Annotated in this window: 24 protein-coding genes and 1 rRNA gene; 13 read left to right on the top strand and 12 right to left on the bottom strand. The window is 42.3% G+C overall.

Annotated elements, in window-relative coordinates:
- Positions 1-92 (top strand): 5S ribosomal RNA (gene rrf / locus CRO16_RS14670); the annotation flags it as partial.
- A 1,003-nt stretch (positions 93-1,095) separates the two neighbouring features.
- On the opposite strand, the gene CRO16_RS14685 is transcribed toward rrf, so the two are convergent.
- The 3 genes from CRO16_RS14685 to CRO16_RS14695 are packed head-to-tail and all read right to left on the bottom strand — an operon-like array spanning position 1,096 to position 4,514.
- On the bottom strand, positions 1,096-1,890 hold the full coding sequence (locus CRO16_RS14685; protein ID WP_097057163.1) for a DUF4249 domain-containing protein: 795 nt from the start codon (positions 1,888-1,890) through the stop codon (positions 1,096-1,098).
- 3 nt (positions 1,891-1,893) lie between these two features.
- Positions 1,894-4,260 carry a TonB-dependent receptor gene (locus CRO16_RS14690; protein WP_097057164.1) on the bottom strand — a complete coding sequence of 789 codons (2,367 nt, stop codon included), beginning with the start codon at positions 4,258-4,260 and terminating at the stop codon, positions 1,894-1,896.
- Between the two features lie 32 nt (positions 4,261-4,292).
- On the bottom strand, positions 4,293-4,514 hold the full coding sequence (locus CRO16_RS14695; RefSeq protein ID WP_097057165.1) for a DUF6095 family protein: 222 nt from the start codon (positions 4,512-4,514) through the stop codon (positions 4,293-4,295).
- A 224-nt stretch (positions 4,515-4,738) separates the two neighbouring features.
- On the opposite strand from CRO16_RS14695, the gene CRO16_RS14700 reads away from it, so the two are divergent.
- From CRO16_RS14700 to CRO16_RS14735, 8 genes are read left to right on the top strand one after another with little or no spacing between them, the layout of a single operon-like run.
- Positions 4,739-5,635, top strand: a complete 897-nt coding sequence (locus CRO16_RS14700; RefSeq protein ID WP_097057166.1) for a MerR family transcriptional regulator — start codon at positions 4,739-4,741, stop codon at positions 5,633-5,635.
- A 1-nt stretch (position 5,636) separates the two neighbouring features.
- Positions 5,637-7,133, top strand: coding sequence for a phytoene desaturase family protein (locus tag CRO16_RS14705; protein WP_097057167.1), 1,497 nt, complete (start codon positions 5,637-5,639; stop codon positions 7,131-7,133).
- Complete coding sequence (locus tag CRO16_RS14710; protein WP_097057168.1) at positions 7,117-7,953, top strand: phytoene/squalene synthase family protein; 837 nt, start codon at positions 7,117-7,119, stop codon at positions 7,951-7,953. The genes CRO16_RS14705 and CRO16_RS14710 overlap by 17 nt, the downstream gene beginning before the upstream one ends.
- Entirely contained in the window at positions 7,953-8,444 is a 492-nt protein-coding gene (locus CRO16_RS14715) for a hypothetical protein (protein ID WP_143544558.1), read from the top strand. The genes CRO16_RS14710 and CRO16_RS14715 overlap by 1 nt, the downstream gene beginning before the upstream one ends.
- Positions 8,445-8,487: 43 nt before the next feature.
- Positions 8,488-8,955 carry a sterol desaturase family protein gene (locus CRO16_RS14720; RefSeq protein WP_097057170.1) on the top strand — a complete coding sequence of 156 codons (468 nt, stop codon included), beginning with the start codon at positions 8,488-8,490 and terminating at the stop codon, positions 8,953-8,955.
- A complete protein-coding gene (locus CRO16_RS14725; protein ID WP_245859077.1) occupies positions 8,955-9,677 on the top strand; it encodes a lycopene cyclase domain-containing protein in 723 nt (240 codons plus the stop codon). The genes CRO16_RS14720 and CRO16_RS14725 overlap by 1 nt, the downstream gene beginning before the upstream one ends.
- A complete protein-coding gene (locus CRO16_RS14730; protein ID WP_097057172.1) occupies positions 9,674-10,441 on the top strand; it encodes a TspO/MBR family protein in 768 nt (255 codons plus the stop codon). The genes CRO16_RS14725 and CRO16_RS14730 overlap by 4 nt, the downstream gene beginning before the upstream one ends.
- The gene (locus tag CRO16_RS14735; RefSeq protein ID WP_097057173.1) at positions 10,426-11,736 is read left to right on the top strand and encodes a cryptochrome/photolyase family protein; all 1,311 of its coding nucleotides are present in this window, start codon (positions 10,426-10,428) and stop codon (positions 11,734-11,736) included. Before CRO16_RS14730 ends, CRO16_RS14735 begins: the two co-directional genes overlap by 16 nt.
- Before the next feature lie 718 nt (positions 11,737-12,454).
- Here the strand turns inward: CRO16_RS14735 and CRO16_RS14745 are convergent.
- The 6 genes from CRO16_RS14745 to CRO16_RS14770 are packed head-to-tail and all read right to left on the bottom strand — an operon-like array spanning position 12,455 to position 18,534.
- Positions 12,455-13,786, bottom strand: a complete 1,332-nt coding sequence (locus CRO16_RS14745) for a DUF58 domain-containing protein (protein ID WP_097057175.1) — start codon at positions 13,784-13,786, stop codon at positions 12,455-12,457.
- 1 nt (position 13,787) lies between these two features.
- Entirely contained in the window at positions 13,788-14,786 is a 999-nt protein-coding gene (locus CRO16_RS14750; RefSeq protein WP_097057176.1) for an AAA family ATPase, read from the bottom strand.
- Positions 14,787-15,980 (bottom strand): DUF4350 domain-containing protein, encoded by a 1,194-nt coding sequence (locus tag CRO16_RS14755; RefSeq protein ID WP_097057177.1) that lies wholly within the window; start codon positions 15,978-15,980, stop codon positions 14,787-14,789.
- The gene (locus CRO16_RS14760; protein WP_097057178.1) at positions 15,964-16,710 is read right to left on the bottom strand and encodes a DUF4129 domain-containing protein; all 747 of its coding nucleotides are present in this window, start codon (positions 16,708-16,710) and stop codon (positions 15,964-15,966) included. Before CRO16_RS14760 ends, CRO16_RS14755 begins: the two co-directional genes overlap by 17 nt.
- Before the next feature lie 2 nt (positions 16,711-16,712).
- A complete protein-coding gene (locus tag CRO16_RS14765) occupies positions 16,713-17,579 on the bottom strand; it encodes a hypothetical protein (RefSeq protein WP_097057179.1) in 867 nt (288 codons plus the stop codon).
- The gene (locus CRO16_RS14770) at positions 17,554-18,534 is read right to left on the bottom strand and encodes a stage II sporulation protein M (protein WP_097057180.1); all 981 of its coding nucleotides are present in this window, start codon (positions 18,532-18,534) and stop codon (positions 17,554-17,556) included. The genes CRO16_RS14765 and CRO16_RS14770 overlap by 26 nt, the downstream gene beginning before the upstream one ends.
- Positions 18,535-18,570: 36 nt before the next feature.
- On the opposite strand from CRO16_RS14770, the gene CRO16_RS14775 reads away from it, so the two are divergent.
- Positions 18,571-19,284 (top strand): RDD family protein, encoded by a 714-nt coding sequence (locus CRO16_RS14775; protein WP_097057181.1) that lies wholly within the window; start codon positions 18,571-18,573, stop codon positions 19,282-19,284.
- Here the strand turns inward: CRO16_RS14775 and CRO16_RS14780 are convergent, their stop codons facing one another.
- Complete coding sequence (locus CRO16_RS14780) at positions 19,285-20,028, bottom strand: peptidylprolyl isomerase (RefSeq protein ID WP_097057182.1); 744 nt, start codon at positions 20,026-20,028, stop codon at positions 19,285-19,287.
- Here CRO16_RS14780 and CRO16_RS14785 point away from each other — a divergent pair.
- Entirely contained in the window at positions 20,027-20,668 is a 642-nt protein-coding gene (locus CRO16_RS14785; protein ID WP_097057183.1) for an NUDIX hydrolase, read from the top strand. The two genes, CRO16_RS14780 and CRO16_RS14785, sit on opposite strands and share 2 nt — an antisense overlap.
- A 46-nt stretch (positions 20,669-20,714) precedes the next feature.
- Positions 20,715-21,530 carry a lysophospholipid acyltransferase family protein gene (locus tag CRO16_RS14790; RefSeq protein ID WP_097057184.1) on the top strand — a complete coding sequence of 272 codons (816 nt, stop codon included), beginning with the start codon at positions 20,715-20,717 and terminating at the stop codon, positions 21,528-21,530.
- A gap of 91 nt (positions 21,531-21,621) precedes the next feature.
- Here the strand turns inward: CRO16_RS14790 and CRO16_RS14795 are convergent, their stop codons facing one another.
- Together CRO16_RS14795 and CRO16_RS14800 are read right to left on the bottom strand one after the other, a co-directional pair.
- Entirely contained in the window at positions 21,622-22,260 is a 639-nt protein-coding gene (locus CRO16_RS14795) for a hypothetical protein (RefSeq protein WP_097057185.1), read from the bottom strand.
- 7 nt (positions 22,261-22,267) lie between these two features.
- The gene (locus tag CRO16_RS14800; RefSeq protein WP_097057186.1) at positions 22,268-22,762 is read right to left on the bottom strand and encodes an RNA polymerase sigma factor; all 495 of its coding nucleotides are present in this window, start codon (positions 22,760-22,762) and stop codon (positions 22,268-22,270) included.
- A gap of 118 nt (positions 22,763-22,880) precedes the next feature.
- On the opposite strand from CRO16_RS14800, the gene CRO16_RS14805 reads away from it, so the two are divergent.
- On the top strand, positions 22,881-24,191 hold the full coding sequence (locus tag CRO16_RS14805) for an NAD(P)/FAD-dependent oxidoreductase (RefSeq protein ID WP_097057187.1): 1,311 nt from the start codon (positions 22,881-22,883) through the stop codon (positions 24,189-24,191).
- Positions 24,192-24,231: the final 40 nt, after the last annotated feature.

Here is a 24,231-nt window from a genome sequence, read left to right on the forward strand (position 1 = left end):
CGGGGCTCACCTCTTCCCATTCCGAACAGAGAAGTTAAGCCCGTTAGCGCAGATGGTACTGCATCTCGTGGGAGAGTATGTCGCCGCCTTTTTTTTAGAAGACCCTTACAGCAATGTAAGGGTCTTTTTTTGTTTCAATTATTGGCATTGGAGAGTCCCGAGTCGCTGTCGCTCTCGGGATCAATTCCCACTTCTTAAAAGCCCGCGCCCTGCAGGCTTGTCTTTAAAGGTGGTCATTAATATGTCGCCGCCTTTTATATAGAAGACCCTTACAGCAATGTAAGGGTCTTTTTTTGTTTTAAATAATTTTGAATTGAGAGTCCCGAGTCGCTGTCGCTCTCGGGATCCATTCCCACTTCTTAAAAGCCCGCGCCCTGCAGGCTTGTCTTTAAAGGTGGTCATTGATAGACTGTCCTGAGCGAAGTCGAAGGATCGCCGCCCTGCCTGCCGGCAGGCAGCCTTTCTTTAGAAGCCTCAACAGCAATTTTGAGGCTTTTTTTATGGAATAAATCCAGCCCCGCCTTCGGTCACCCCTGCTTAAAAAGGAGGGGAGTTCTTAAACGAGAAGCTGAATGAGAATCGAATCTCAGCTCCCCTGCCTGCGGCAGGCAGGCCTCCCTCTTAGGGAGGGGTGTCCGCAGGACGGGGAGGGTTAGGTTTCTACAGATGTTGCTCTCAAAAAGGAACCCTGAATCCCGAATAACCCTTTCAGGGTTCCAAACCCTGAAAGGGTTGCCTTGAAGTAAGCTTAAAATTCTTCCATGAAATAATAATCCGTGACGCGCCACCCTGTCTCCGCCTCCCGGCGAATCCATCCCTGCTCAGAAAGGAAGAGAACAAGAAACCAGGAGACATTTGTAAAAAGCGCTGGCGCGGATTTATAATCCGTGCTGTTCACGTATTAATTCAGAAACATTCCCTTTCACTTAGCCTTCTGAGAGAGTTGGATCAGGAAAAGTTAAGTTGTTCTTTAAACCTGTATAGATCGACAGATAAGTCTTCCGAAATAATTCTCTTTATTAATAGATGCTGGCGCGGACTAACATCTGGAACCTCTATCCTCGAACTTTAAACTTTGAGTCTTAAACGCCCGGTCTACTCCACTTCGTAGGTCAGCATATTTTTTTCGGATAATCTAAAATACCCAAAGGCAAAATTTTCCGGATTGGTGGTGTTAACGATATTTCCTCTTACTATACTCGGCTGGGTTTGGAAAGGACCTCCGCCTGTTCCGCTTTGGGAGCGGAGAATATACATGTATTCGTAAAAGCCTTCAGAAATTCCCTCTATCTGAAAACCTACCATGTCTCCCGGTTCTGCATCTTCATCACTAAAGAACGCAAAAGTCTGGTTGCCGTCTGTGAATTCATCCTCATAGATCTGCAGAGAGATCTTTTCGTTGATGTAACGGAACAGGTAATAATTTTCCACACCTGCAGGATCCCGGTAAAACAGTTTAAATTCCACTTCGTCCCCCGAAAATCCGCCCAGGCTTTGCTCTACGTAACCCAAAGGTGGTGCCGGCACAAACTGTGCTGTAGCAACATAAACTTCGTCCTCATAGGTGATCACCAATTGATAATCTACATTTAAGACCGGTGGAATATTTTCGTTGGTGAAAACCCCATCTGTCACTTCATTAAAAACATATTCTTCTCCCGTAGCTGTTAAAATTGTAACGGTGGCTCCCGTTGCTGCAGGTATTTTATCTTCGAAATATGCTGTAGTGGTCGTCAGCCTTATCACCTGTTTATTTTCCTCCTGTTCGTTATTCCAAAGCAGGGAAGCTTCAACAACAAGTCTCGGTGCAGACTCTTCCAGATCAACGTCTACAACTTCCTCACAGGAGATTAGACTCAACAGCATCAGCAATAAGCATATTCTTTTCATCTGCTAAAATTTAAAGTTATAAGTGATCGAAGGAACTATTCCAAAAAGAGATAATCTCACAGCTTCATTTATACCTGTATCTTCATTTTCTCTGAAGCTAAGTGAAACGGCATTCTTTCTTGCATATACATTATAGATACCGAAGTTCCAGGAGGAAATGTATCCTGATCTTCTGTTAGGTTTTGGGGTATAAGTGGCAGAAATATCCAGACGATGATAATCCGGTAACCTGTTACTGTTGCGTAAACCATAGACCGGAATAGTTAAACTCTCGAATTGATATTGCCCTGAAGGATAGGTGGTAGGCAAACCTGTTTGATAGACAAAATTGGCGTTAAAATCCCATTTTTGGCTCAGTTCATAGGAGCCGGTTATGGAAAGGTCATGAGGTTTGTCATAAGCAGTGGCATACCATTGTGAATCATTGATTCCCGGTTCTTCAGCAGTTCTGCCGGGAGTCCGTTGTTCAGATTTTGTCCAGGTATAGGCAAGCCAGCCGGTAAATCTTCCGGAATTCTTTTTCAGTAACACCTCTGCGCCATAAGCACGAGCCTCACCGGGAAGGATCACCTGTTCAATTGCATCATTTGCTATTAAATTGGCGCCATCTATATAGTCTAACCTATTTTCTAGAGCTTTATAAAAACCTTCAACTTCTAATGAATAAGAGTTCCCGGAAAAGGTTTTATAAAATCCCGCCGCCACCTGATCCAGTGACTGCGGCTCAATGTAACGTCCGCTTGGTGCCCAGACATCCAGCGGAGTAGGAGAACTTGTGTTCGTAATGAGGTGCAGATACTGGGTCATTCGGTTATAGCTTAGCTTTACAGACATATCTTCAGAAATAATATATGCCAGAGCCAATCTTGGTTCCAGGTTCCCAAAAGAACGTTCTACCTTAGCCTTTTCTAAATTTTTTGTACCTATAGGGTCTATGGTTTCATAGATCCCGAACCTGCTGTTGAAAGTTACAGGCCCCTCTTCGGGATAAAGATTGAGCTCCTCCTGTCCCAGCCTTAAAAAACTGCTGTATCTAAGACCATATTCTGCGGAAATTTTTTCGGAAATATTATGCTCGACCGAAATGTAAGCAGCAGATTCAAAAGCATATTTCTTGATAAGTTTAGAAGAGATAATACCTGAAGAAGATGAACTGGGTTCGATCTCTCCGGGATTGAATTCGTACCATGTAGTATGAATTCCATAATCCAGGTTCAGGTTTTCATTAAGATAATGGTCCAGGTCGTATTTAAAATTGAAATTTTTGATCCCACTATTCCAGTTGAATCCTACAAAATCCAGGGTGAGGCCATAGTAATAATCGCTGTAGATAAGGGAAAGATTGCTGAAGATATTATCCTTTAGTACATGGTTCCACCGTAGGTTGAAAACAGAATTACCATAGATATTGTCAAAACTGTCACTCAGTTTAAAAACATCCCTTCCAAAATAGCCTGAAAAAAGTATTGTGTTTTTAGGATCCAGTCTAAAGGTGAGTTTCGTATTGAGGTCATAGAAGTACGCCGAATTCTCATTATCTGTAAGCTTCAGGAAAAGATGGGCATAGGAGCTTCGGCCTCCCACCAGGAAAGAACTTTTATCCTTTTTAATAGGTCCCTGGGCTAAAAGTCGGCTGGAGATTAATCCTATTCCGCCGTTAGCTTCAAATTCCCGGCTGTTTCCGTCTTTCTGATAGATATCCAGTACAGAGGAAACCCTTCCTCCGTAATTCGACGGAATTCCGCCTTTGTAAAGCTTAAGATTCTTAATGGCATCAGGATTGAAAACAGAAAATAATCCGAAGAGATGGCTGGCATTATATACGGTGGCTTCATCGAGCAGGATAAGATTTTGATCTGCTGCACCGCCTCGAACATTGAATCCCGAAGATGCCTCGCCCGCATTGGAAACTCCGGGTAATAAAAGGAGAGATTTTATTACGTCAACTTCCCCAAATACCACGGGCAGCTTTTGAATGGTTGCGATCTCAAGTTTATTAACGCTCATTTCGGGCCGGGAAATATTCAGTCTTTCAATGTCTTCAGTAATTACGACCTCTTGCAGGTCCTGCGCAGCGGCTGATAGATCAAAATTGAGTTGCAGATTTCCGTCGACAGTGATCTGCTGACTTACAGTTTGGTATCCCAAATATGAAATCTCGATGGTATGAGTTCCTTCAGGAAGTTTAATGGAATAAAAGCCGTATTCATTACTCACTGTGCCTCTTTGGAGTTCAGGAATCAGAATGTTTACACCGGCGAGAGTTTCGTTATTTTCGGCATCTTTAATAACTCCATTCACCACATAATTTTCCTGAGCACTTAAGTCATAAATAGTGAATAGAACGAAAAGGAGAAAAAATTTCTTCAAAGTAAGGGTTTTAAAAATGCCATTTTTGGCACCTAATCAAATAAGGCTTTCATCACAGTTCTTATTCCCTTAAACATTAGAAAAACAGCGGCAGCCATTGCTAACAGGGCAAAGATCATCACCGGAATGAACCAAACGTTCTCCTGATTCTTAAAGGAACTAAAGAGAACAACCGGACCAATAAATGAAAGAGGTAAAGCCCCTGCCAGGTATTTCAACCCTTTGAACAACATGTCTTTGTCAGTGTGTTTCATGGGAATCAAAGATACTTAATCAGGTGAAATTTGCTGTTGTCTAACTTCAAATTTGAAAATTAAACTTAGCTTTCCTCCCTCTTTTCATCTATTAAATTTCTTATATTTAATTCTTTTCCAGTTTTTTGAGTATTAAGACTTTAAAAAAAGTTGAGCAATATTAGTTTGAAATTAACTTTTTTCAAAACTTTTATTGTTTAAGTTTGTATAAATTATTTTAAACAGTGGATAACTTTACTATAAGTCAGCTTTCCCAGTTTTCAGGGATCAAACCTCATACTATTCGTATATGGGAGCAGCGATATCATGCTCTTACTCCACATCGTTCTAAGGGGAATACCCGTTACTACGATGGAACCCAGTTGCGAAGGCTTCTAAATATCGTTAGTCTTTCGGGAACGGGAGTAAAACTTTCCCGTCTTGGAGCTATGAGTGACGAGGAACTTTTCCAAATGATAAGGGAGCATAGTGAAAGCGCTGCTGAAAATAAGGATTATGCCTATTTCGTAAATCAATTGATCTCTGCCGGGATGAACTTTGACGAGTTCAACTTCGAAAAGATATTTTCTCACTGTCTGCTAAGATTTGGGATGTTAAAAACTTACGTTGAAGTAATTCACCCGTTGCTTAGCAGAATTGGCCTAATGTGGTCTGCAGACGAGATTCCCCCCGCACATGAACATTATATTTCCAATCTCTTAAGACAAAAGATCTCTACCGCTATTGATTCACATCCCGTAGAAAAAGCAGAAAAAGAAACCTGGCTGCTCTTTCTGCCCGAAGATGAATTTCACGAGTTAGGCTTGTTGTTCTCCAATTACTATTTGAGAAGTAAAGGAAAGAAAGTGATCTACCTTGGAGCGAATGTTCCACTTAGTTCTGTAGAACGAACTCTGGAAGAAGTCGATGTTCAGTACTTGCTTGTCTTTATGGTAAGAAATGATCTGCCGGAGAATATCAAAAATTATCTCGATGAACTTGCAGCTGTGGTGGGTAAGAGAAAAGTACTTGTCACAGGTGGGGCAATTAATGCTGCAGGCCCAATAGAAAATAAATCCATTCTTCAAATAACTTCTGTAGAAGATCTTGACGGGGAGTTGGAACAAACTTATACAGGTTGATATGTCTAAGATAGCAGTTATAGGAGCAGGCTTTTCGGGCTTAAGTGCAGCAGCATATTTAGGGGCTGCGGGTCACGAGGTGCATGTTTTTGAAAAGAACAGTACTGCCGGTGGCCGTGCCAGGCAACTACATACCCAGGAGGGTTATACTTTTGATATGGGCCCTAGCTGGTACTGGATGCCCGATGTTTTCGAGAAATTTTTCGGAGACTTTGGCTTCAATGTTTCTGACCTTTACCAACTTGACCTTTTGGACCCCTCTTTTGAAGTTGTTTTCCCCCGAAATGAAAAAATGAGTATCCCTGAAAATTACGGGGAACTCCGGAAGCTTTTTGAAGAGACCGAATCCGGAAGTGCTGCAAAGCTTGATAAGTTCATGGAAGAGGCACAGTATAAATATGAGCAGGGGATGGAAAGGCTGGTATATATGCCGGGAATTTCTATCGGGGAATTTATGGACATTGATCTTATCAAAGGTGCATTAAGGCTGCAGGTCTTTTCATCTTTCAGCAAGCATGTACGAAAATATTTTTCCAATCCTAAGTTGATCTCACTTATGGAGTTTCCGGTCCTGTTTTTAGGCGCCATGCCGCAGGATACTCCGGCGCTGTATAGCCTGATGAATTATGCCGGACTAAAACTCGGCACCTGGTATCCCCAGGGCGGCTTTGGTAGTGTGATCACTGCTATGGTTAACGTGGCAAAAAAGCAGGGAGTGAGCCTGCATTATGACGCTCCGGTGCAGGAGATCTTAACTTCAGGCAAATCAATAAGGGGAATAAAAGTGTATAACGAAGAGATTTCCTTTGATGCCGTTGTTGCTGCGGCAGATTATCAACATGTGGAGGAGAAATTGCTTCCGCAGGAATTCAGGAATTACGGTGGGAAATTTTGGGAGAAAAAGACATTTGCACCCTCCAGTCTCATATATTACCTGGGAATTTCAGAAAGGATTCCCGAGCTGGAACACCATACTTTGTTCTTTGATGAAGACCTGTTCGATCATTCCGTAGAAATTTATAAGAAACCTCAATGGCCAAAGAAACCCCTGTTCTACGTTTGCTGCCCGTCCAGTACAGATGCTTCTGTAGCGCCTGCAGGTCATGAAAATCTTTTTTTACTCATGCCTTTGGCACCGGGACTAAAAGATGAAGAAGCAACCCGGGAGAAGTTTTTCAAGATCATGATCAAACGTTTGGAAAAACAAATTGGTAGAAGTATTTCTCACAAAATCGACTATAAAAAGAGCTATTGTGTGTCTGATTTTATTTCAGATTACAACTCCTATAAAGGCAACGCTTACGGGCTTGCCAATACCCTGCAGCAAACTGCGATCCTCAAACCGAGTATAAGAAATAGGAAGCTGAAGAACCTTTTTTACGCGGGACAACTCACTGTTCCGGGGCCGGGGGTGCCGCCTTCCTTGATTTCAGGAAAAATTGCAGCCGAGCAGGTTTTAAAAGAACTTAAAAAGAAAAAATATGAAGTCACTGTTTGATAATTTATCGGTGAAGGTGAGTAAGCTTACCACCCAATCCTACAGCACCAGTTTTTCCCTTGGGATATATTTTCTACATGACCGGCTGCGGGATCCAATCTATTCGGTTTATGGGTTTGTTAGAGTGGCCGATGAGATCGTGGATAGTTTCGAGGGTTATGATCAGGAGTACCTGCTCAGGAAATTTAGGGAAGATACCTATGAAGCTTTAGATCAAAAGATCTCTGCGAATCCTATTCTCAATTCCTTCCAACAGGTGGTGCATGAATATGAGATCGACCGGGAGCTTATAGATACTTTTTTGGCGAGTATGGAAATGGACCTTCAAAAAGTGGATTATAATGACGAAAAATATCAGCAGTATATTCTGGGTTCTGCAGAAGTGGTAGGCCTAATGTGCCTGCACATCTTTACTGAAGGAGACAAACAACAGTTTGAGGAGTTGAAACCTTACGCGATGAAACTTGGTGCAGCCTTTCAAAAAGTGAATTTTTTAAGGGATCTAAAAGATGATTACCATGTATTGGGGAGAACATATTTTCCCGGCGTGGACATGGAATATTTCTCACAGGAAGCAAAATTGCAGATAGAACAGGAGATCGAAGAAGATTTCAGGATTGCCCTTGAAGGAATTAAAATGCTGCCTGCGTCTTCAAAAGGCGGTGTATATTTGGCATATGTTTATTATCAATCCCTGTTCAAGAAGATCAAGAGACTTCCTGCCACAAGAATTTTATCGGGCAGAATAAGGATCAACAACGGCCGAAAAGTGGGATTGATGATCAACAGTCTGGTAGAATGTAAAATGAGAATGGTTTGATGAAGTTTATTTTGACCGTGGTTTTTATCATGATGGCAGGTTTTTCTCAACATCCGGAAATTTCAGAAGTGAGGAGCCTCTATAAAGAAGCCGCCGAAGAAGAGAAAGCAGCAGAAAAACTTCTTAAGGTGACTGCTGCATTAAAGGATAAAGAGCCACTAATGCATGGATATTATGGGGTGGCGCAGATGATGATGGCTAAACATGTGGGCAATCCTTTTAAAAAGCTTTCTTATTTCAATAAAGGTAAAGATTACTTTTCTGAAGCCATTGAGGCCGATCCCAAAAATGTAGAGCTAAGATTTCTGAGGTTCACAGTACAGGCAGAGACGCCCGGATTTTTGAACTATAAGCAAAATCTCGGCGAGGATAAAAGAATCCTGCTCTCCCGAACCTCTGTTCTTAAAGACGAAGAGCTTCGGCAAATGATCCTGGCTTACCTTTTATCTTCAAAGGAGCTAAGCGCTTCCGAAAAGAAAAATCTTAAATAATTAATTGCTTTTCAGTAAATTAGAGGAGAGTAAAAATAAGACTATGGAAACAATAGCATTAAATTTTTTTATTGTACTCGCGGCTTTCCTTGCCATGGAAGGTGTCGCGTGGTTTACTCATAAATACATTATGCATGGGCTGCTGTGGACGTTGCATAAAGACCACCATAAAAAGGAATCTTCGGGCTTCTTTGAACACAATGATTTTTTCTTTTTGATCTTTGCGATCCCCGGCATCATCTCCCTGTATTTCGGGGTGGAAGCAGGCTATAATTACCTTTTTTGGATAGGTTTTGGAATTACCCTTTATGGAACCGCCTATTTCTTCGTTCATGATATTTTCATTCATCAGCGGTTCAAGGTACTCCGTAAGATCGATAATTCTTATTTTAAGGCCATTAGGCGGGCACATAAAATGCACCACAAGCATATCAATAAAGAGGACGGGGAATGCTTCGGAATGCTGTGGGTCCCCATGAAATATTTCCAGGAACAACGTAAAAGAGCCTGATGCAATACACGTACCTGCTGGTTAATTTTTTTACGATCATCATTCCGTTTTTATTTTCATTTCATCCTAAACTGAAGTTTCATAAAACCTGGAGTGCCTTCTTTCCTGCGGTTTTTATTGCGGGATTCATTTTTGTGGTGTGGGATATGTATTTCACACACCTGGGGGTTTGGGGCTTCAATGAAAGATATCTCACAGGAGTAGAGATCGGAAACCTGCCCATGGAAGAAGTATTGTTCTTCTTCTGTATTCCCTATGCCTGCGTGTTCACCTTTCATTGCCTTAACCTTTTCATGCCCGAGGTGGGGAATCCAAAAACGCAAAAAATCATCACCCTTACTTTAGTAGCCTTTTTGCTGATCCTAGGTTTGCTGAATTTCAACAGAAGCTATACTGCGGCTACTTTTATCAGCTTTTCCCTGGTGCTGCTTTTTGCTGAATTTATCCTGAAGATCAACTGGCTCTCCCGATTTTATGTGGTGTATGCCGTGCTCCTGATTCCTTTCTTTTTTGTGAATGGCGTCCTTACCGGAAGTTGGATCGAAGAGGAGGTGGTGTGGTATAATGCTGCGGAATTTATGAACTTTAGGATAGGGACCATTCCTGTGGAAGATGCATTTTACGGAGCTATGCTGATCCTGCTGAACCTCTTGATCTACCGGTATCTTCTTAACCGGAAAACAATGTCGCAGAAGATCACCCGAAAAGCCCATGCCTTATGAAAAAGTCATTACAGATACTGAACCTCGTCGCATTTATCCTGGTAGTAATTTTCAATTATTTTTCTAATACCGGTGCCATCAATGGCGAAACCATGGGATCTGTTTCGGCCGATTATCAGAATCTTTTTACGCCCGCAGGGTATGCATTTTCTATATGGGGTTTGATCTATTTTGCGCTTGCCGCCTTTGTAATATTCCAAATCGGAAACTCCAGGGGCAGGGAAGAAGCCTCTAAAATAGGATGGTGGTTTGTGATTTCCTGTGCGCTTAATATTGCATGGATCTTTGCCTGGTTGAATCACTTTGTAGGTCTTTCGGTGTTGATCATGGTGTTGCTGCTGTTTTCTTTGATCATGATTGTATTTAAAACAAGAATGGAATTGGATGATGCGCCACTTTCGATCATTGCTTTTGTGTGGTGGCCGTTCTCATTCTATTCCGGTTGGATCACTGTGGCTCTTATTGCGAATATTGCTGCCTGGTTGACATCTTTGGGTTGGGATGGCTTTGGGATTTCTGAAGTTATCTGGACTCTTCTTATGATTGGGGCTGCCCTGGCTATAAACCTGATCATTACCTGGACACGGAATATGAGGGAATTTGCTCTCGTGGGAGCATGGGGTTTGGTGGCTGTTGGAATAGCTAATAAAGGGGAGCATGAAGTGATATTTTTAACCGCCGTAATCGCCGCGGCAATCCTTGTGATAAGCAGCGGAGTACATGGGTTCAAAAACAGAGAAACTTCCCCATGGAAGCAGCTTTAGAGACAGGAATCGCGGTATGCTGGCTGCGCAGGGATCTTCGCCTTGATGATAATAGTGCGCTGTACCATGCCCTCAAAAGCGGCCGACAGGTTTTATTATTATTCATTTTTGATCCTGAAATCTTAGAAACTCTTCCCGATAAAAGTGACCGCAGGGTTGCCTTTATTCACAGACAGCTGCAAAAGATCAATGAGAAAATCAGCCAGTATGGTTCTTCGTTGTTAGTACTGCATGAGTTGCCAAAAGAAGCATTTTTGAAGCTGCTTTCCAATTATGCTGTAAAAGATGTTTTCACGAACCACGATTATGAACCCTATGCCCGAAAAAGAGATAAGGAAGTAGCCGATGTTTTAGCTGAAAACGGAGTGAAATTTCACACATATAAAGATCAGGTGATCTTTGAGAAGAATGAGGTGATGAAGCCCGATGGATCTCCTTACACTGTTTTCACTCCCTATTCCCGGGTATGGAAAAACCGGCTACACAGTGAGGGAGTTCCAGGTTTTCCTTCGGAAGAGCATATGGAACACCTGCTTAAAATGCAAAAAAGAAACCTGCCTTCCCTGGAAGAGATGGGATTTCAATCTGTAGAAGATCATGTTCCTGAAGCCGATCTTTCTGAAGCGCTCATCCGGAACTATTCCGAAACCCGGAACTTACCTGCCATTAGCGGCACCAGTATGGTGGGAGTCCATCTGCGCTTCGGAACCATAAGCGTGAGGCAGCTGGTGAAAAAGGCGCTAAAATGGAGCGAGGTATGGCTGAATGAATTGATCTGGAGGGAATTTTTTATGATGATCCTGTGGCATTTTCCGCAGGTGGAGCATCAAAACTTCCGCAGCAAATATGACAGGATCCCGTGGCGGAATAATGAGCGGGAATTTGAGTTGTGGACAAAAGGAGAAACCGGGTATCCGCTGGTGGATGCAGGAATGCGCCAGCTAGACGAGACCGGCTGGATGCACAACAGAGTTCGAATGCTGGTTGCCGGATTCCTCTGCAAGCATCTGCTTATCGATTGGCGCTGGGGAGAAGCTTACTTCGCCGAAAAGCTCCTGGACTACGAACTGGCCTCCAACAACGGAAACTGGCAATGGGCCGCCGGAACCGGCTGTGATGCCACGCCTTATTTCCGAATTTTTAATCCCGATACGCAGCTAAAGAAATTCGATCCAAAACTTGAATATGTGAAGACCTGGATCCCCGATTTTAGAGCTGGATATCTTGATCCTATTGTGGATCACCAATTTGCCAGAGCGAGGGCTTTGGAAACCTATAAGAAAGCGCTGAATTAAAAAAATCCAAGCACCAAGCACCAAGCACCAAGCACCAAGCACCAAGCACCAAGCACCAAATTCCAAATTCCAAATTCCAAATTCCAAATTCCAAATTCCAAATTCCAAATTCCAAATTCCAAATTTCAATTTTTTTTAAATGGGAATCCAGGTCCTCTCTTCGGTTGTTCGAAAAATGTCATCCTGAGCTCCCGACGCAGGAGCGAATGGTCGAAGGGCATTTATGTTGTGAGTTTACTTTTGTAACAAACCCGATTTTGACCAAATTTTCAGACCTATCGTTAGTGAAAATTGCTCAACCTGACAATATTGAAAAAGTCTTGTCTCTTGATTCTTGCCTCTTGATTCTCCAAAAATGTCACCCTGAGCTCGCGACGGAGGAGCGATGGTCGAAGGGTCTTCATGTTCTGATGCTTAATCCTTCAAAAAAAAGGGTTTCGACCAAATTTTCATACCTATCGGTATCGAAAATTGCTCAACCTGACAATATTGAAAAGGTCTTGTCTCTTAATTCTTGCCTCTTGGTTCAAAAGAATTTCACCCTGAGCTCGCGACGGAGGGGCGACGGTCGAAAGGTCTTCATGTTCTGATGCTTAATCCTTCAATAAAAAGGGTTTCGACCAAATTTTCATGCCTATCGGCTTCGAAATTGCTCAACTTGACAATATTGAAAAAGTCTTGTCTCCTGATTCTTGCCTCTTGGATCTAACAAAAAGAACTACAAAATTCCCCTCTTTTTGATCTCCAGGTATTTGTTGATGGTGTTGACAGTAAGATCTTCGGGCTTGGTGAGAATTGTTTGGATGCCGTGCTTCTGAAGTTCCTTTGCCATTAATCTTTTGTCATAGCTGAATTGTTCAGCAATTGTCTGGTCAAAGATCTCCCCGACTTTTTCAGCATCGGCCCCGATAAAACTTTCCAGTTCTGTGTTCTCAAAAAAGATGACCACAAGCAGATGTTTTCTGGCCAGGGCGAGCAGGTAAGGTAGCTGCCGGTGAAGCGCGCTTAAATGTTCGAAATTTGTGTAGAGTAACAGCAGACTTCGTTGCGGCAATCTACGGTTGGCGTGAGTGTACAGCAATCCAAAGTCCGAATCATTGAAGCGGGTATTGACGTTGTATAAGGTCTCTAAAAGGAGATTTAGGTGTGTCTTTTTTGAACTGGCAGGAATCACTTTTTCCATTTTATTGGAAAAAGTTATGAGTCCGGCTTTATCTTTTTTCTTTAGGGCAATGTTGGAAAAGGCCAGTGCTGAATTTACCGCATAATCCAGCAGCTTGAGGTGATTAAAAGGCATTTTCATGGTACGGCCGGTATCTATCACTGAATATACCGGCTGTGACCGCTCATCCTGGTATTGGTTTACCATTAGATCACCCTGTTTGGCCGTAGCTTTCCAGTTGATGCTGCGTACATCATCTCCCAGTACATAATCCCGTATTTGCTCAAATTCCATGGTATGGCCAATCTTCCTGATCTTTTTCAACCCCGGTTGCGCGATCTTTCGGTCGATGGCCATGAAATCGTACTTCTTCATCTGGATGAACGATGGATATACCTTTACCATCTGTTCTTTCTGAAATCTTTGTCTGCGTTTCACCAGCTTCAGGGGAGTGGAGGCAAAGACATTTAGATTTCCGAAGTAATATTCACCACGTTCAACCGGGCGGAGGGAATAGTTAAAGGTAGAAGCGCTTTGTTGCGCAATTTGAAGCCTATGCAAAAAATCCCTTTTTTGAAACTGCACCGGGATCTCATCTATGATCTCCACATAGGATTTAAAACCATAATGATTCTGAAGCATCACCTGCACCCGGTTCTCATCGCTGTTGGAGAATTTTTCCGGCAGGATCCTTTCCGCAGTGATTCCGCGGCTTTTAAAGAGAGCAATAACATCAACCAGAACAATCAGGAGAAATATGATTGTGAGCAACCACAGGATAGGGTACAGCCATTCAAACCAGTATGAAAACAGGAATCCTGCCGCCAGGGTGAAGGTGACGACAAAGAAGCGTTGGTGCAGATATAGTGATTTGAAGAACCGGAGCAAATTATCTTGGGATTTCTACAGAATGAGTGATCATTTCAATGACACTTGCAGTGGTGCTGCCTTCCATTTCTCTTTCGGGAGAGAGAATGATTCGGTGACCCAGCACAGGTTCCAGTACTTTTTTAATGTCTTCGGGAATTACAAAATCCCTGCCTTCCACGGCTGCAACTGCCTTGGAAGCATTCATGATTGCAATAGAGGCACGCGGGGAAGCTCCCAGGTACAAATGCGGATGGTTTCGCGTCTTACTTACAATTTCGGCTATATATTTCAACAGTTTTTGCTCTATTCTTATACTTTGGATCTGCGATCGCAGTGCCTGAAGTTTTTCAGGATCCAGTACAGCTTCAATTTTGGTTTGAGGAGCCGCTCCCTGCCGCTCATGGTGCGTTTGCAGGATCATCAATTCCTCATCCATTTGAGGATAGTCCACATTGATCTTGAAGAGGAATCGGTCCAACTGAGCCTCCGGAAGGGCATAGGTTCCTTCCTGCTCAATAGGGTTTTGCGTGGCAATCACCATGAATGGTGGCTGCATGCGGTGTTGTTTTCCATCAATAGTGATCTGCCTTTCTTCCATAACTTCAAAAAGTGCAGCCTGGGTTTTGGCAGGCGCACGATTGATCTCGTCGATTAAAACAATATTCGAAAAAATTGGCCCCGGCTTAAACTCAAAGTCGGAAGTTTTTGCATTGAGCACAGAAGTCCCCAACACATCACTCGGCATAAGGTCGGGTGTGAACTGGATGCGGCTAAAATCTGTCCTGAGTGTTTTGGCGAATAATTTGGCCGTGATGGTTTTAGCCACGCCGGGAACACCTTCAATGAGGACATGACCATCTGCAAGAAGTCCAACGATCAACAATTCGATAAATTTCTCCTGTCCAATGATGATCTTTGAAAGTTGCGCCTTGAGACTTTCTACCGAAGACTTTAGATCCTCCAGCGGAATCCTGTTCTCAAATGTGATCTCTTCGTTTCTTATTTCTTCGTTTTCCATTTACTTATTTTTAAAAGCTTTGATAGCTTTATTCAGCTGCAGTAGTTCCTCTTTTGAAACGGACTCTGCTTTCTCAAACCGGGCCATGTACTGCCATAATTTTTGTGTGTCTTCAACAGTATTTTCACTCAGCGCTGCCAGGCGCCGGTAAAAATCATCATTGATTTCCTGTGTGGAGATCCTATAGTGGGATCTCACATATTCCAAAAATAAACTAATCTTTTTGGAAACTATACTTTTAAAATCGCCCCTGTCAAGGTAGAGCCCGGCGATAGTGCGGGTGAAATCCAGTGTTTGATTCTTTAGTGGTTCTATGACAGGAATGCTTCTTTGTTTGCGTTTGCCTTCAAAAATGATAAATAACACACTGCCTATCAGCAGGAAGTAATATGCCCAGCGGAGAGGTTTGTTGTTGAGGATCAAATAAAGGGGGGAGGTATAAAAAGATTTGCCCGATTTATAATAGTGGTCCCAAAAAAGGGTTTTTTGAGCAGGAATATAAGCTAAAGCACGTTCTGCATATGCTGCATTATCCCCATTCAATAAAAAATAATTGCTGAAGGCTTTTGGCATTAGATGCAGGTATACCATGCCTTTACCCACAGTATCTCTTATAAAGTTCATTTGAGGTTGAGAAACGGTATCTGTTTGCAGCTGGGTCACCCCCAGCACATCCCGAGACAGGGTATCATTTTCAGAAAATACTACCTGGTAGGTTTCCTTATCGAATATAAAAGGATTTTTCTGCTGCAGGTCAGGATGGATGAAGTTGAGCCGGGGTTTTGAGGAGATCCCATCCTGTGGCACGAGGATCTCGGTTTTCAGGTTAAAAGTATCCAGCAGGTTTTCGCTGAAGTTTTCAGCAATAAAGAAAGCAGTATTCCCTTTTTCCACCCACTTTAGGATTCTTTTAAGTTCATTCTGGTCTATTTGCAGGTTGTTGTTCAGAAAAAAGTAGGTGCCGGTAAGTGTGGTATCCTCGAGAAATTCAAATGGAGGAACATTCACTCCTTTAAGATCGAGGTCCTGTTCTTTAAGATTTTCAAACAGCACTTTTGTACCCAGGGGAATATGATCTGCCGCCGAATAGCTGGGGAACCAGTTTACCTCCCGGGGTTCATTTGCCTCGAGCCAGGTGAGCATTACCAGCATCACCACCAAGAGTCCGAGGGTGATCTTATAGGCTTTGCTCATGTTGGGGCTGTATTAAAAGTTCAACTTTTTCAAATTCATTTTTGATCTTCAGGTAATTTTCTGCCTTGGTTTCGAAATTACCGTACCACACAAAATCATAGATGCGATTCACCCGTTTGAACCGGGCTTTTAAAGCAGGATCACCGATTTCCTGTACATATTCCTCGTCGGTCTTTGCGCTGTCGTAGATCACCAGCTCCTGCCGGGACAATTGCTGAAGCACATAAAGAAAATGATAACGTACTGCAAGCCTGTAATTTTCCTTTGAAACCGCTTTTTCTATCAGTTTTTTGATATCACGGGTCCTGATGATCTTTTCCTCTTCATCAAAATGGATCTCCGGTTTTGCAGGATCACCAAAAAAGTAATTTCCGGGGTTGATCTTTGCAAATAGGTAGAGCAAAAACACCAGCAACAAACCCAGCAGCAAATAGGGCAGGATATCCAGGAAAATAGCCAGCAGCAGGGGAGCTTCATAATCACCAAAAAGCCAGTTCATGAACCTGTTCCACTGCAACCTAATATATCGCTTGAATTTGGTCCACCAGTTATCTTCGGCTGTAGCTTCAGTATAATCAAAATCAGGATCCTGCCTGAATCTTTCGAGGGTTTCTTCGGAAAAATCAAGGGGAACAACTTCAGTTTCCGCAGTTTGCGCGAGCAGCTTTGCCTCTCCGGGAATTCCGAAGCAACTAAAGCTTAAACACAAAAAGAGGAAGAATTTTGTCATTTTTAAGACCCTAAATTTGAAATGCGCTCATAGGAGCCTGTGGCATTTTTCTTTTCATCCAGGTGATGATAAATAAAAGCCGAAGCCACAATCAAAATGACCGAAAGCAGGTACTGGAACAGGGAAGAGATCACGTTAAAAAACACATACACCCAATCAATAAGTTCCGCAGGATTTGCAGCGCTTCCCTGCTGAGATATGGTAAAAGCTTTGATGAACATGTAGATCATCATTGGAAACTGAAAGATCATTCCAATTAGATACACCAGTAGGGTTAAAACAAAAAGTGTGAAAAATGTGCTCCACCAGTTGTCTTTGATGAGGCTGAAGGCATAACTTATAGAATCTGCAATAGAAGTGCGGGCAAAGACCAGCATCGCCGGAGCCAGGCTTAGCGGTACCCATACATATATCCCCGGAAGCACACACAATAAAAGACCAAAAATGGTAATGATACCTGACACAATCATGATGGCAAGCATGCTTCCAAAGTCATTTTTGACCCCCTGAAAAACTTCGGTATTATCCACCATGCCCGAATTCCGGATATAGCTTTTAATGTAATTAAGTACCGTTCCATACAATAATACATAGAAAGCCAGGAGGGAAGAAAACAGGATGAACAGGGCAATAAAGTACATTTCTACATCTATATCTTCATTATCGCCAAAAAAGGGATTTTGGAGAATATCCATTCCCAGATAGGAATAATAACCTATGGCAAACAGCAGGATCACAAACACGGGTCCTGTAATCTTAAAAATGGCTTTAAAAAGGGGCTTAAAGTTTTGTCGGAGGAATTTAAAGGTATCGGTAATAATATCACCCAGCTCGCGCTGTTTTTTAAATTCGATGGTCTTCTTTGACATGGTTAGAGGTTCGGTTTAGATATATGGGGTAAAATACGTAGTAAAAAAGGATGAGTGCTAAAGAAAGCGATATGATGATGATTGCCAGCCAGTCCGGCATTTCAGTTTGTCGGGTGACAAAACCTTCCAGAAATCCTGCGACGATGAAAAAGGGAACAGTGCTGATTACAATTTTTAACCCTGCCTTAACCCCTTGTACAAAAGAAGTAAGCCTGGTATAAGTTCCCGGGAAAAGAATGCCTTTCCCGACCACCAGTCCCGCACAGGCAGCCACTATGATCACAGAGATCTCGATGGTACCATGGATCCATATGGTCCTCACAGATTCCCACAGCAGGCCCTGTTCGTAAAAAAAATACTGAAAGGAGCCAAGCATGATCGCATTTTGCATAACGATGTACAACGTACCAAGTCCGGCAAAAATTCCGAAGACAAAGGCCATTAATGCCACCCTTACATTATTGATGGTGATGCCGAGGAACATTTCCATTTCTCCCATTTTTTTGTAGACAGCCATGGGATCATCGTTGGCTATATTTTCCAGGGTCATGTTTATGTAAGCATCTCCCAAAATTGATCTTACAAAAGCCCCGTCGCTGGCTGCGGAAAAACTTCCGGCAGCTACAAATATCACGAATACAAGAAATGCCAACAGCAATTGCTTCTGGTAACGGTAAAATTCCCCCGGAAATTCTTCAGTGAAAAATGTGATAAAGCGGTTACGGGATTCTTTTTTATTGCGGTAGATCTTTTGATGCGCTCTTGAAGCCAGGCCGTTGAGATAAAGTAAGGTGTTGCTGTTAGGGTAAAAAGTCTGGGCGTAACTAAGATGGTCTGTCACTTCAAGGTAGAGGACCGAAAGTTCATTTGGATCTACGTGAGCATTATTTTGAAGGGCACTCTCAAATCTCTGCCAATTATTCTTATTTTGCTTCACGAAAGCAGCCTCACGCATTCTCTGTAGTAAGTTTGTCTCAAAGAAACGTATTAAATGGATAATTTTCAAATTGAAACTGCTCAAAATATAAGCATTACACAAAACGTAGCAGGAGTGGGGGAGCGCATTCTTGCATACCTCATCGATTTGGTCATTATGATCATTTATGTGGTGTTTTCGTTATTGATGCTGGCAGGGCTTGACGTCCCGGGAGACCAGGAGTGGTTATTTGTTACAGTGATCTTCCTGCCACTGTTATTGTATTTTCTACTCTGGGAAACTTTGTGGAACGGGCGATCGCCGGGAAAGGCGGCTTTGGATCTAAGAGTTGTAAAGCTGGATGGTTCAAAACCGGCATTCTCGAATTATTTAGTTCGCTGGCTTCTTAGGATTGTAGATATAAGTATCACCAGCGGTAGTGTTGCCGTAGTTACGATCCTCCTAACCGGGAGAGGACAAAGATTGGGGGATCTTGCAGCCGGGACAACCGTTATTTCAGAAAAATCACGGGTTGGACTGGACCGCACAGTACTAGTCAATGTTCCTGAAGATTACAAACCTCAATACCCGCAGGTGACCATGTTGAGCGACCTGGATGTGCAGGAAATCAAAGAGATCTACCGTGAATCACTTGAGAATTCCAATTATCGGGTCATAGCAAAATTATCCAGTAAAGTTTCTGATCTACTGCAGGTAACACCCGAAGAAAAACCGCTTCAGTTCATCAAAACAGTACTTAAGGATTACAGCTATTATACGCAGCAGTAGTTACTCCAGAACCTCCATTTCAATGTGAATATTGGTAAGGGGCCATTCACTTTGATCAACAGGCACTTTGTTGATCCTGTCAACTACATCCATCCCTGAGATCACCCGACCGAACACGGTGTGGTCATTGTCCAAATGATGTGCTCCGCGTTCACTCTGTACAATAAAAAATTCATAGGGAGAAGAAGCCTTACTCACGTTTTGCTCTGCATATTTTGCTGCAGAAAGTGCGCCTCTCACATGTTTATGTCCCGCATCAAATTCGCTGGGAATAAGGTAGTCTCCAATCTTGAAGCGTTTTTTATTGGTGTCGGGAGTATCTGAATTTCCTCCCTGGATCACGAACCCATCTGCTACCCTGTGAAAAAAGGTGCCATCGTAATAGTCATTATTCACCATGTACAGGAAATTCGCCCTATGCAGGGGAGTGTCACGGTAAAGTTCCACATCAATGTTTCCAAAACGGGTTTTTATCCGCACCCGGTTTTCATCATGTTCTTCATGGTATTTCATCATGAAAGGAATAAATTCTTCCTGCACAATAGCAGGTCCTTCTCTTTCAGGAGTTTTTTTTTCGGCTTCAAGCACTTTTTCAACCTTGGTATTGTCTCTTGTAACAGTATCCGGCTGCACTGTTTCTTTGACTTCAGGCTCTGCTAAGGTGCTGTTTTGTGAGGGAGTTTTTTTATCTTCACAACTTGCTAATATGGCTGCTGCACAAATTATCAGGAAATAAGATCTCATGAATTTTCAGAATTTTCTCAATATAAGTCCGAAATTAAGGAAAATAAAACTTCCCGGAGAAGAGGCGCACTTCAAATTGGCACCAATGCTGCGGCTGCAGGAGCTGGAAAACCTCAAAATTGAGGAGAAAAATTCCAAGAAAGCGGCGGTAATGGCTGTATTTTATCCGGGACAACAGGAGGAAACAAAATTTGTGCTCATCCTGAGAAAAACTTATCAGGGAGTGCATTCCAATCAGGTGGGATTTCCGGGGGGAAGAGTGGAACCCGAAGACAGAGACCTTGCACACACAGCGTTAAGAGAAACCGAAGAGGAAGTAGGGATTCCACAACATGAAGTGGAAGTGATCAAAGAATTAACGAGATTATATATTCCTCCAAGTAATTTCTGGGTGCATCCTTTCATGGGAATTATGAAAAGGACCCCTATACTTATTCCGCAGGAGGAGGAAGTCGAATCTGTATTGGAGATCAATCTTTTAGATTTTCTCAATGACTCCTGTCTTACCAGGGAAACCCTAAGCACTTCTTACGCCAAAGAAATTGAAGTGCCGGCTTTTGTACTTGGGGGACATATTGTTTGGGGTGCCACAGCAATGATGTTGAGTGAAATGAAAGACATTCTGGAGCAGGCGCTGTAAGTTTTAAATAAGTATCTTTGTTCTTCTTTAAAATGTAAGGGAACAAATGGGGATATTGAAAAAGAATCCTTTTGGACATTATCTTTTTATAAAAAAATGGCTCATCCGCATTTTTGGAGTGCTATCCCACCGCAGGTACCGGGGCTTCAATGAACTCAAAATCGAAGGTTCAGAAATTATTAAAAATCTTCCTGATAATAACGTACTCTTTGTTTCCAATCACCAAACCTATTTTGCTGATGTTACGGCCATGTTCCACGTCTTTAACGCGGCCTTAAGCGGAAGGGTGGATTCGATAAAAAATGTAGGATATCTATGGCAGCCTAAGCTAAATATTTATTACGTTGCTGCCAAGGAAACCATGAACGCCGGCTTCCTCACCCGAATGATGGCCTATGCAGGAGCGGTCTCGGTGGAAAGGACCTGGCGGGAAAAAGGCAAAGAAGTGCAGCGGGAGGTGAACCCCGATGATCATAAGAATATTGGGATTGCCTTAAAGGATGGTTGGGTAATTACTTTTCCGCAGGGAACGACCAAGCCTTTTAAACCTATAAGAAAGGGAACAGCGCACATTATCAAACAATACAAGCCGGTAGTTATTCCTATTGTTATTGATGGGTTTAGAAGATCGTTTGATAAAAAGGGACTCAGGATCAGAAAAAAAGGAATTTTACAATCCTTTCAGATCAAGGAGCCTCTGGTAATTGATTACGAAAATGAAAGCGTGGAGGAGATCGTGGAAAAGCTGGAGTATGCCATTGAACAACACCCTTCTTTCCTTAAAGTGATTCCAAGAGAAGCTCTTGAAGTCATGGAAGAACTCAATAAGACCAGAACCTGGGATTATGAGGGAGAATATTAATCTATGTAAAGAGGTCAGGCAACAGTAATCAGTCTTGAGCAGTAAGAATGATGAATAGGTGATGATAGAAAAATTGCAACCCGCAACCCATCTACATTTCAAGCCTTTTCAACTCCCTATAGTTACGTTTTAGTCTACCCAATAAAATTCCGTAGACCAACCTGTAGAAAAGCCATAGAGCAAGCAAAATAATTGCCAGGATCACACATCCTGCAACAGCTAATTTTACCCAATCCATAGTATCAAAAGTATATTTTGAAACGTCCTGCACCTCCTGGGTGATCTGGTGATTTTGGATAGTAAACCAGGTAATAACGATAGAATACACCCCGGTGGAAATGAGGATATAAGCGATATAGGTCTTCACCGTTTTACGTGTTCTTATGATATTTTGCATAAGAGTGGCAGCATCATCTGTACTCGAAATGCGTCTGTAATTCCTGTAAAAACAGTAAATAAAGTAGAAGGTGATAAGGTAGCTTGCAATGTAAAAATAAATAGTGATCTCCTTTAAATGCAGTTGTTCCATTTGTGCCCAGTAATTGGCATCGGCCATGTAGATGCTCAAGAGGCTGGACAGCAAAAGTTCTACAATGCTTATCACAAAGATCCATTTAACGATAGAAGAAGATCTCTTCCATATCATTTTATAGATATCATCATAGGAAAGCCTGGGAAGATTTTCTTCCTGCTTTTTCCAGTTCTGTTTTAAAAATTCTAATTCATCCATGGGGTCTTTACGGATTTAAAATATTCTTGAGGGTTTTCTTGATCCTGTTCATCTTCACACGGGCATTAACTTCAGAAATCCCCAGGGTATCTGAAATTTCTTTATATGACTGGTCTTCCAGATATAGGAATACCAGTGCTTTATCAATATCATTTAATTCTTTAACGGCTTTATACATGAGTTGTAACTGTTGTTCCACCTCATCGTCGTAAACTTCTGCTTTTATTTTAAAACTTACCTCATCAAAATCCTGGGTATGGAGGTCTTTTTTCGATTTTCTATATAAGGTAATGGCAGTGTTTAGAGCAACTCTGTACATCCAGGTGCTAAATTTGGAATCTCCCCTGAATTTTGGATAAGCTTTCCAAAGTTGTATAGTTACTTCCTGAAACAGGTCATTATGAGCCTCCCGGTCATTGGTATACATACGGCAGATCTTGTGCACAATATTCTGGTGCTTTTCAAGATTACTTACAAACTCATGTTCCAGGTTATTCTTCATGTATAGATAATGGTAAGTAGCGAATTTACCCTTCTTGTTACAAATCGGGGGAAAGATTTATTTAATCTTCTTTTTTCTTTAGGGAAAGCTATAACTTTGAGAGAAAGGCTAAAATTCTATGAACATTCCAATTTCAGAATATCCGCGAGTTGTGATCGTAGGTGGAGGTTTTGCGGGTATTTCCCTTGCCAAACATCTTGTAAAGGAAAAATTGCAGGTTGTGCTTATGGACCGGCACAACTACCATACTTTTCAGCCGCTTTTGTACCAGGTATCTACTTCCGGACTAGAACCCGATTCCATTGCCTATCCTCTGCGGAAGATCACCCGCCATAGTACCGAGGGTTATTTTAGACTTGCAGAAGTGAAACGTATCATTCCTGAAGAAAATAAGATCCAAACCTCTATTGGAGAACTGGCTTATGATTATCTGGTGCTCGCTACAGGCTCCCGCACCAATTTCTTCGGAAATAAAAGCATTGAAAAGAATGCAATGTGGATGAAAACCATTCCGCAGGCCTTAAACATCAGGAGTCTTATTTTAGAAAACCTGGAACAGGCGGTAATTACCGAAGATCCTGAAAAAAGAAAGACGCTGCTCAATTTTGTTATTGCGGGGGCAGGACCTACAGGAGTGGAATTATGTGGGGCGATCGCCGAAGTACGAAATCACATCGTGCCGAAAGACTTTAGAGATCTTGATCCTGCGGAAATGGAGATCCACCTGGTGGAAGGACTGGATAGAGTGCTGCCACCAATGAGTGAAAAAGCTTCAGAAAAAGCAGAGAAATTCCTGAAGGAACTGGGCGTACAGATTCATTTAAATACGATGGTGCAAGAATATGACGGACTGAAGGTAACTACGAATCAGGAGGATCTTACTTTTTATACCTCCACCTTTATTTGGGCTGCGGGAGTCTCGGGCGCACCGGTAGCAGGATTAAATGCTTCCGCTCTCGTGGAGCGGGCAGACCGTTATGAGGTCAATGTATTTAACCAGGTAAAAGGATATGAAAACATTTTTGCCATTGGTGATATAGCTGTCATGAGAAGCGAAGAATATCCCAAAGGACATCCTATGGTGGCTCAACCCGCAATACAGCAGGGGAGACATCTGGCAAAAAATCTAAAACGCATTTTTAATAAAGAGCAAATGCTGCCCTTTGAGTACAATGATAAAGGAACTATGGCTACTGTGGGGAGGAATAAAGCCGTGGTGGATCTCGGAAAATTAAAATTTGGAGGATTTTTTGCCTGGTTCATCTGGATGTTCATCCATTTGTACTTTTTAGTAGGTTTCAGGAACAGGTTGATCACCTTTTTTAACTGGGTGTACAATTATGTGAATTTTGATAAAGCTGCAAGATTGATCATCAGGCCCTTTAAAAGCAACAAGGAAAATCTCGAGGTAGATCAAAAAAAGGTATAAAAAAAGGCTGCTGAAAACCATCTTTTCAGCAGCCTTTGAC

The sequence above is a fragment of the Salinimicrobium sediminis genome (genome assembly GCF_900215295.1).
Classification (GTDB): Bacteria; Bacteroidota; Bacteroidia; order Flavobacteriales; family Flavobacteriaceae; genus Salinimicrobium; species Salinimicrobium sediminis.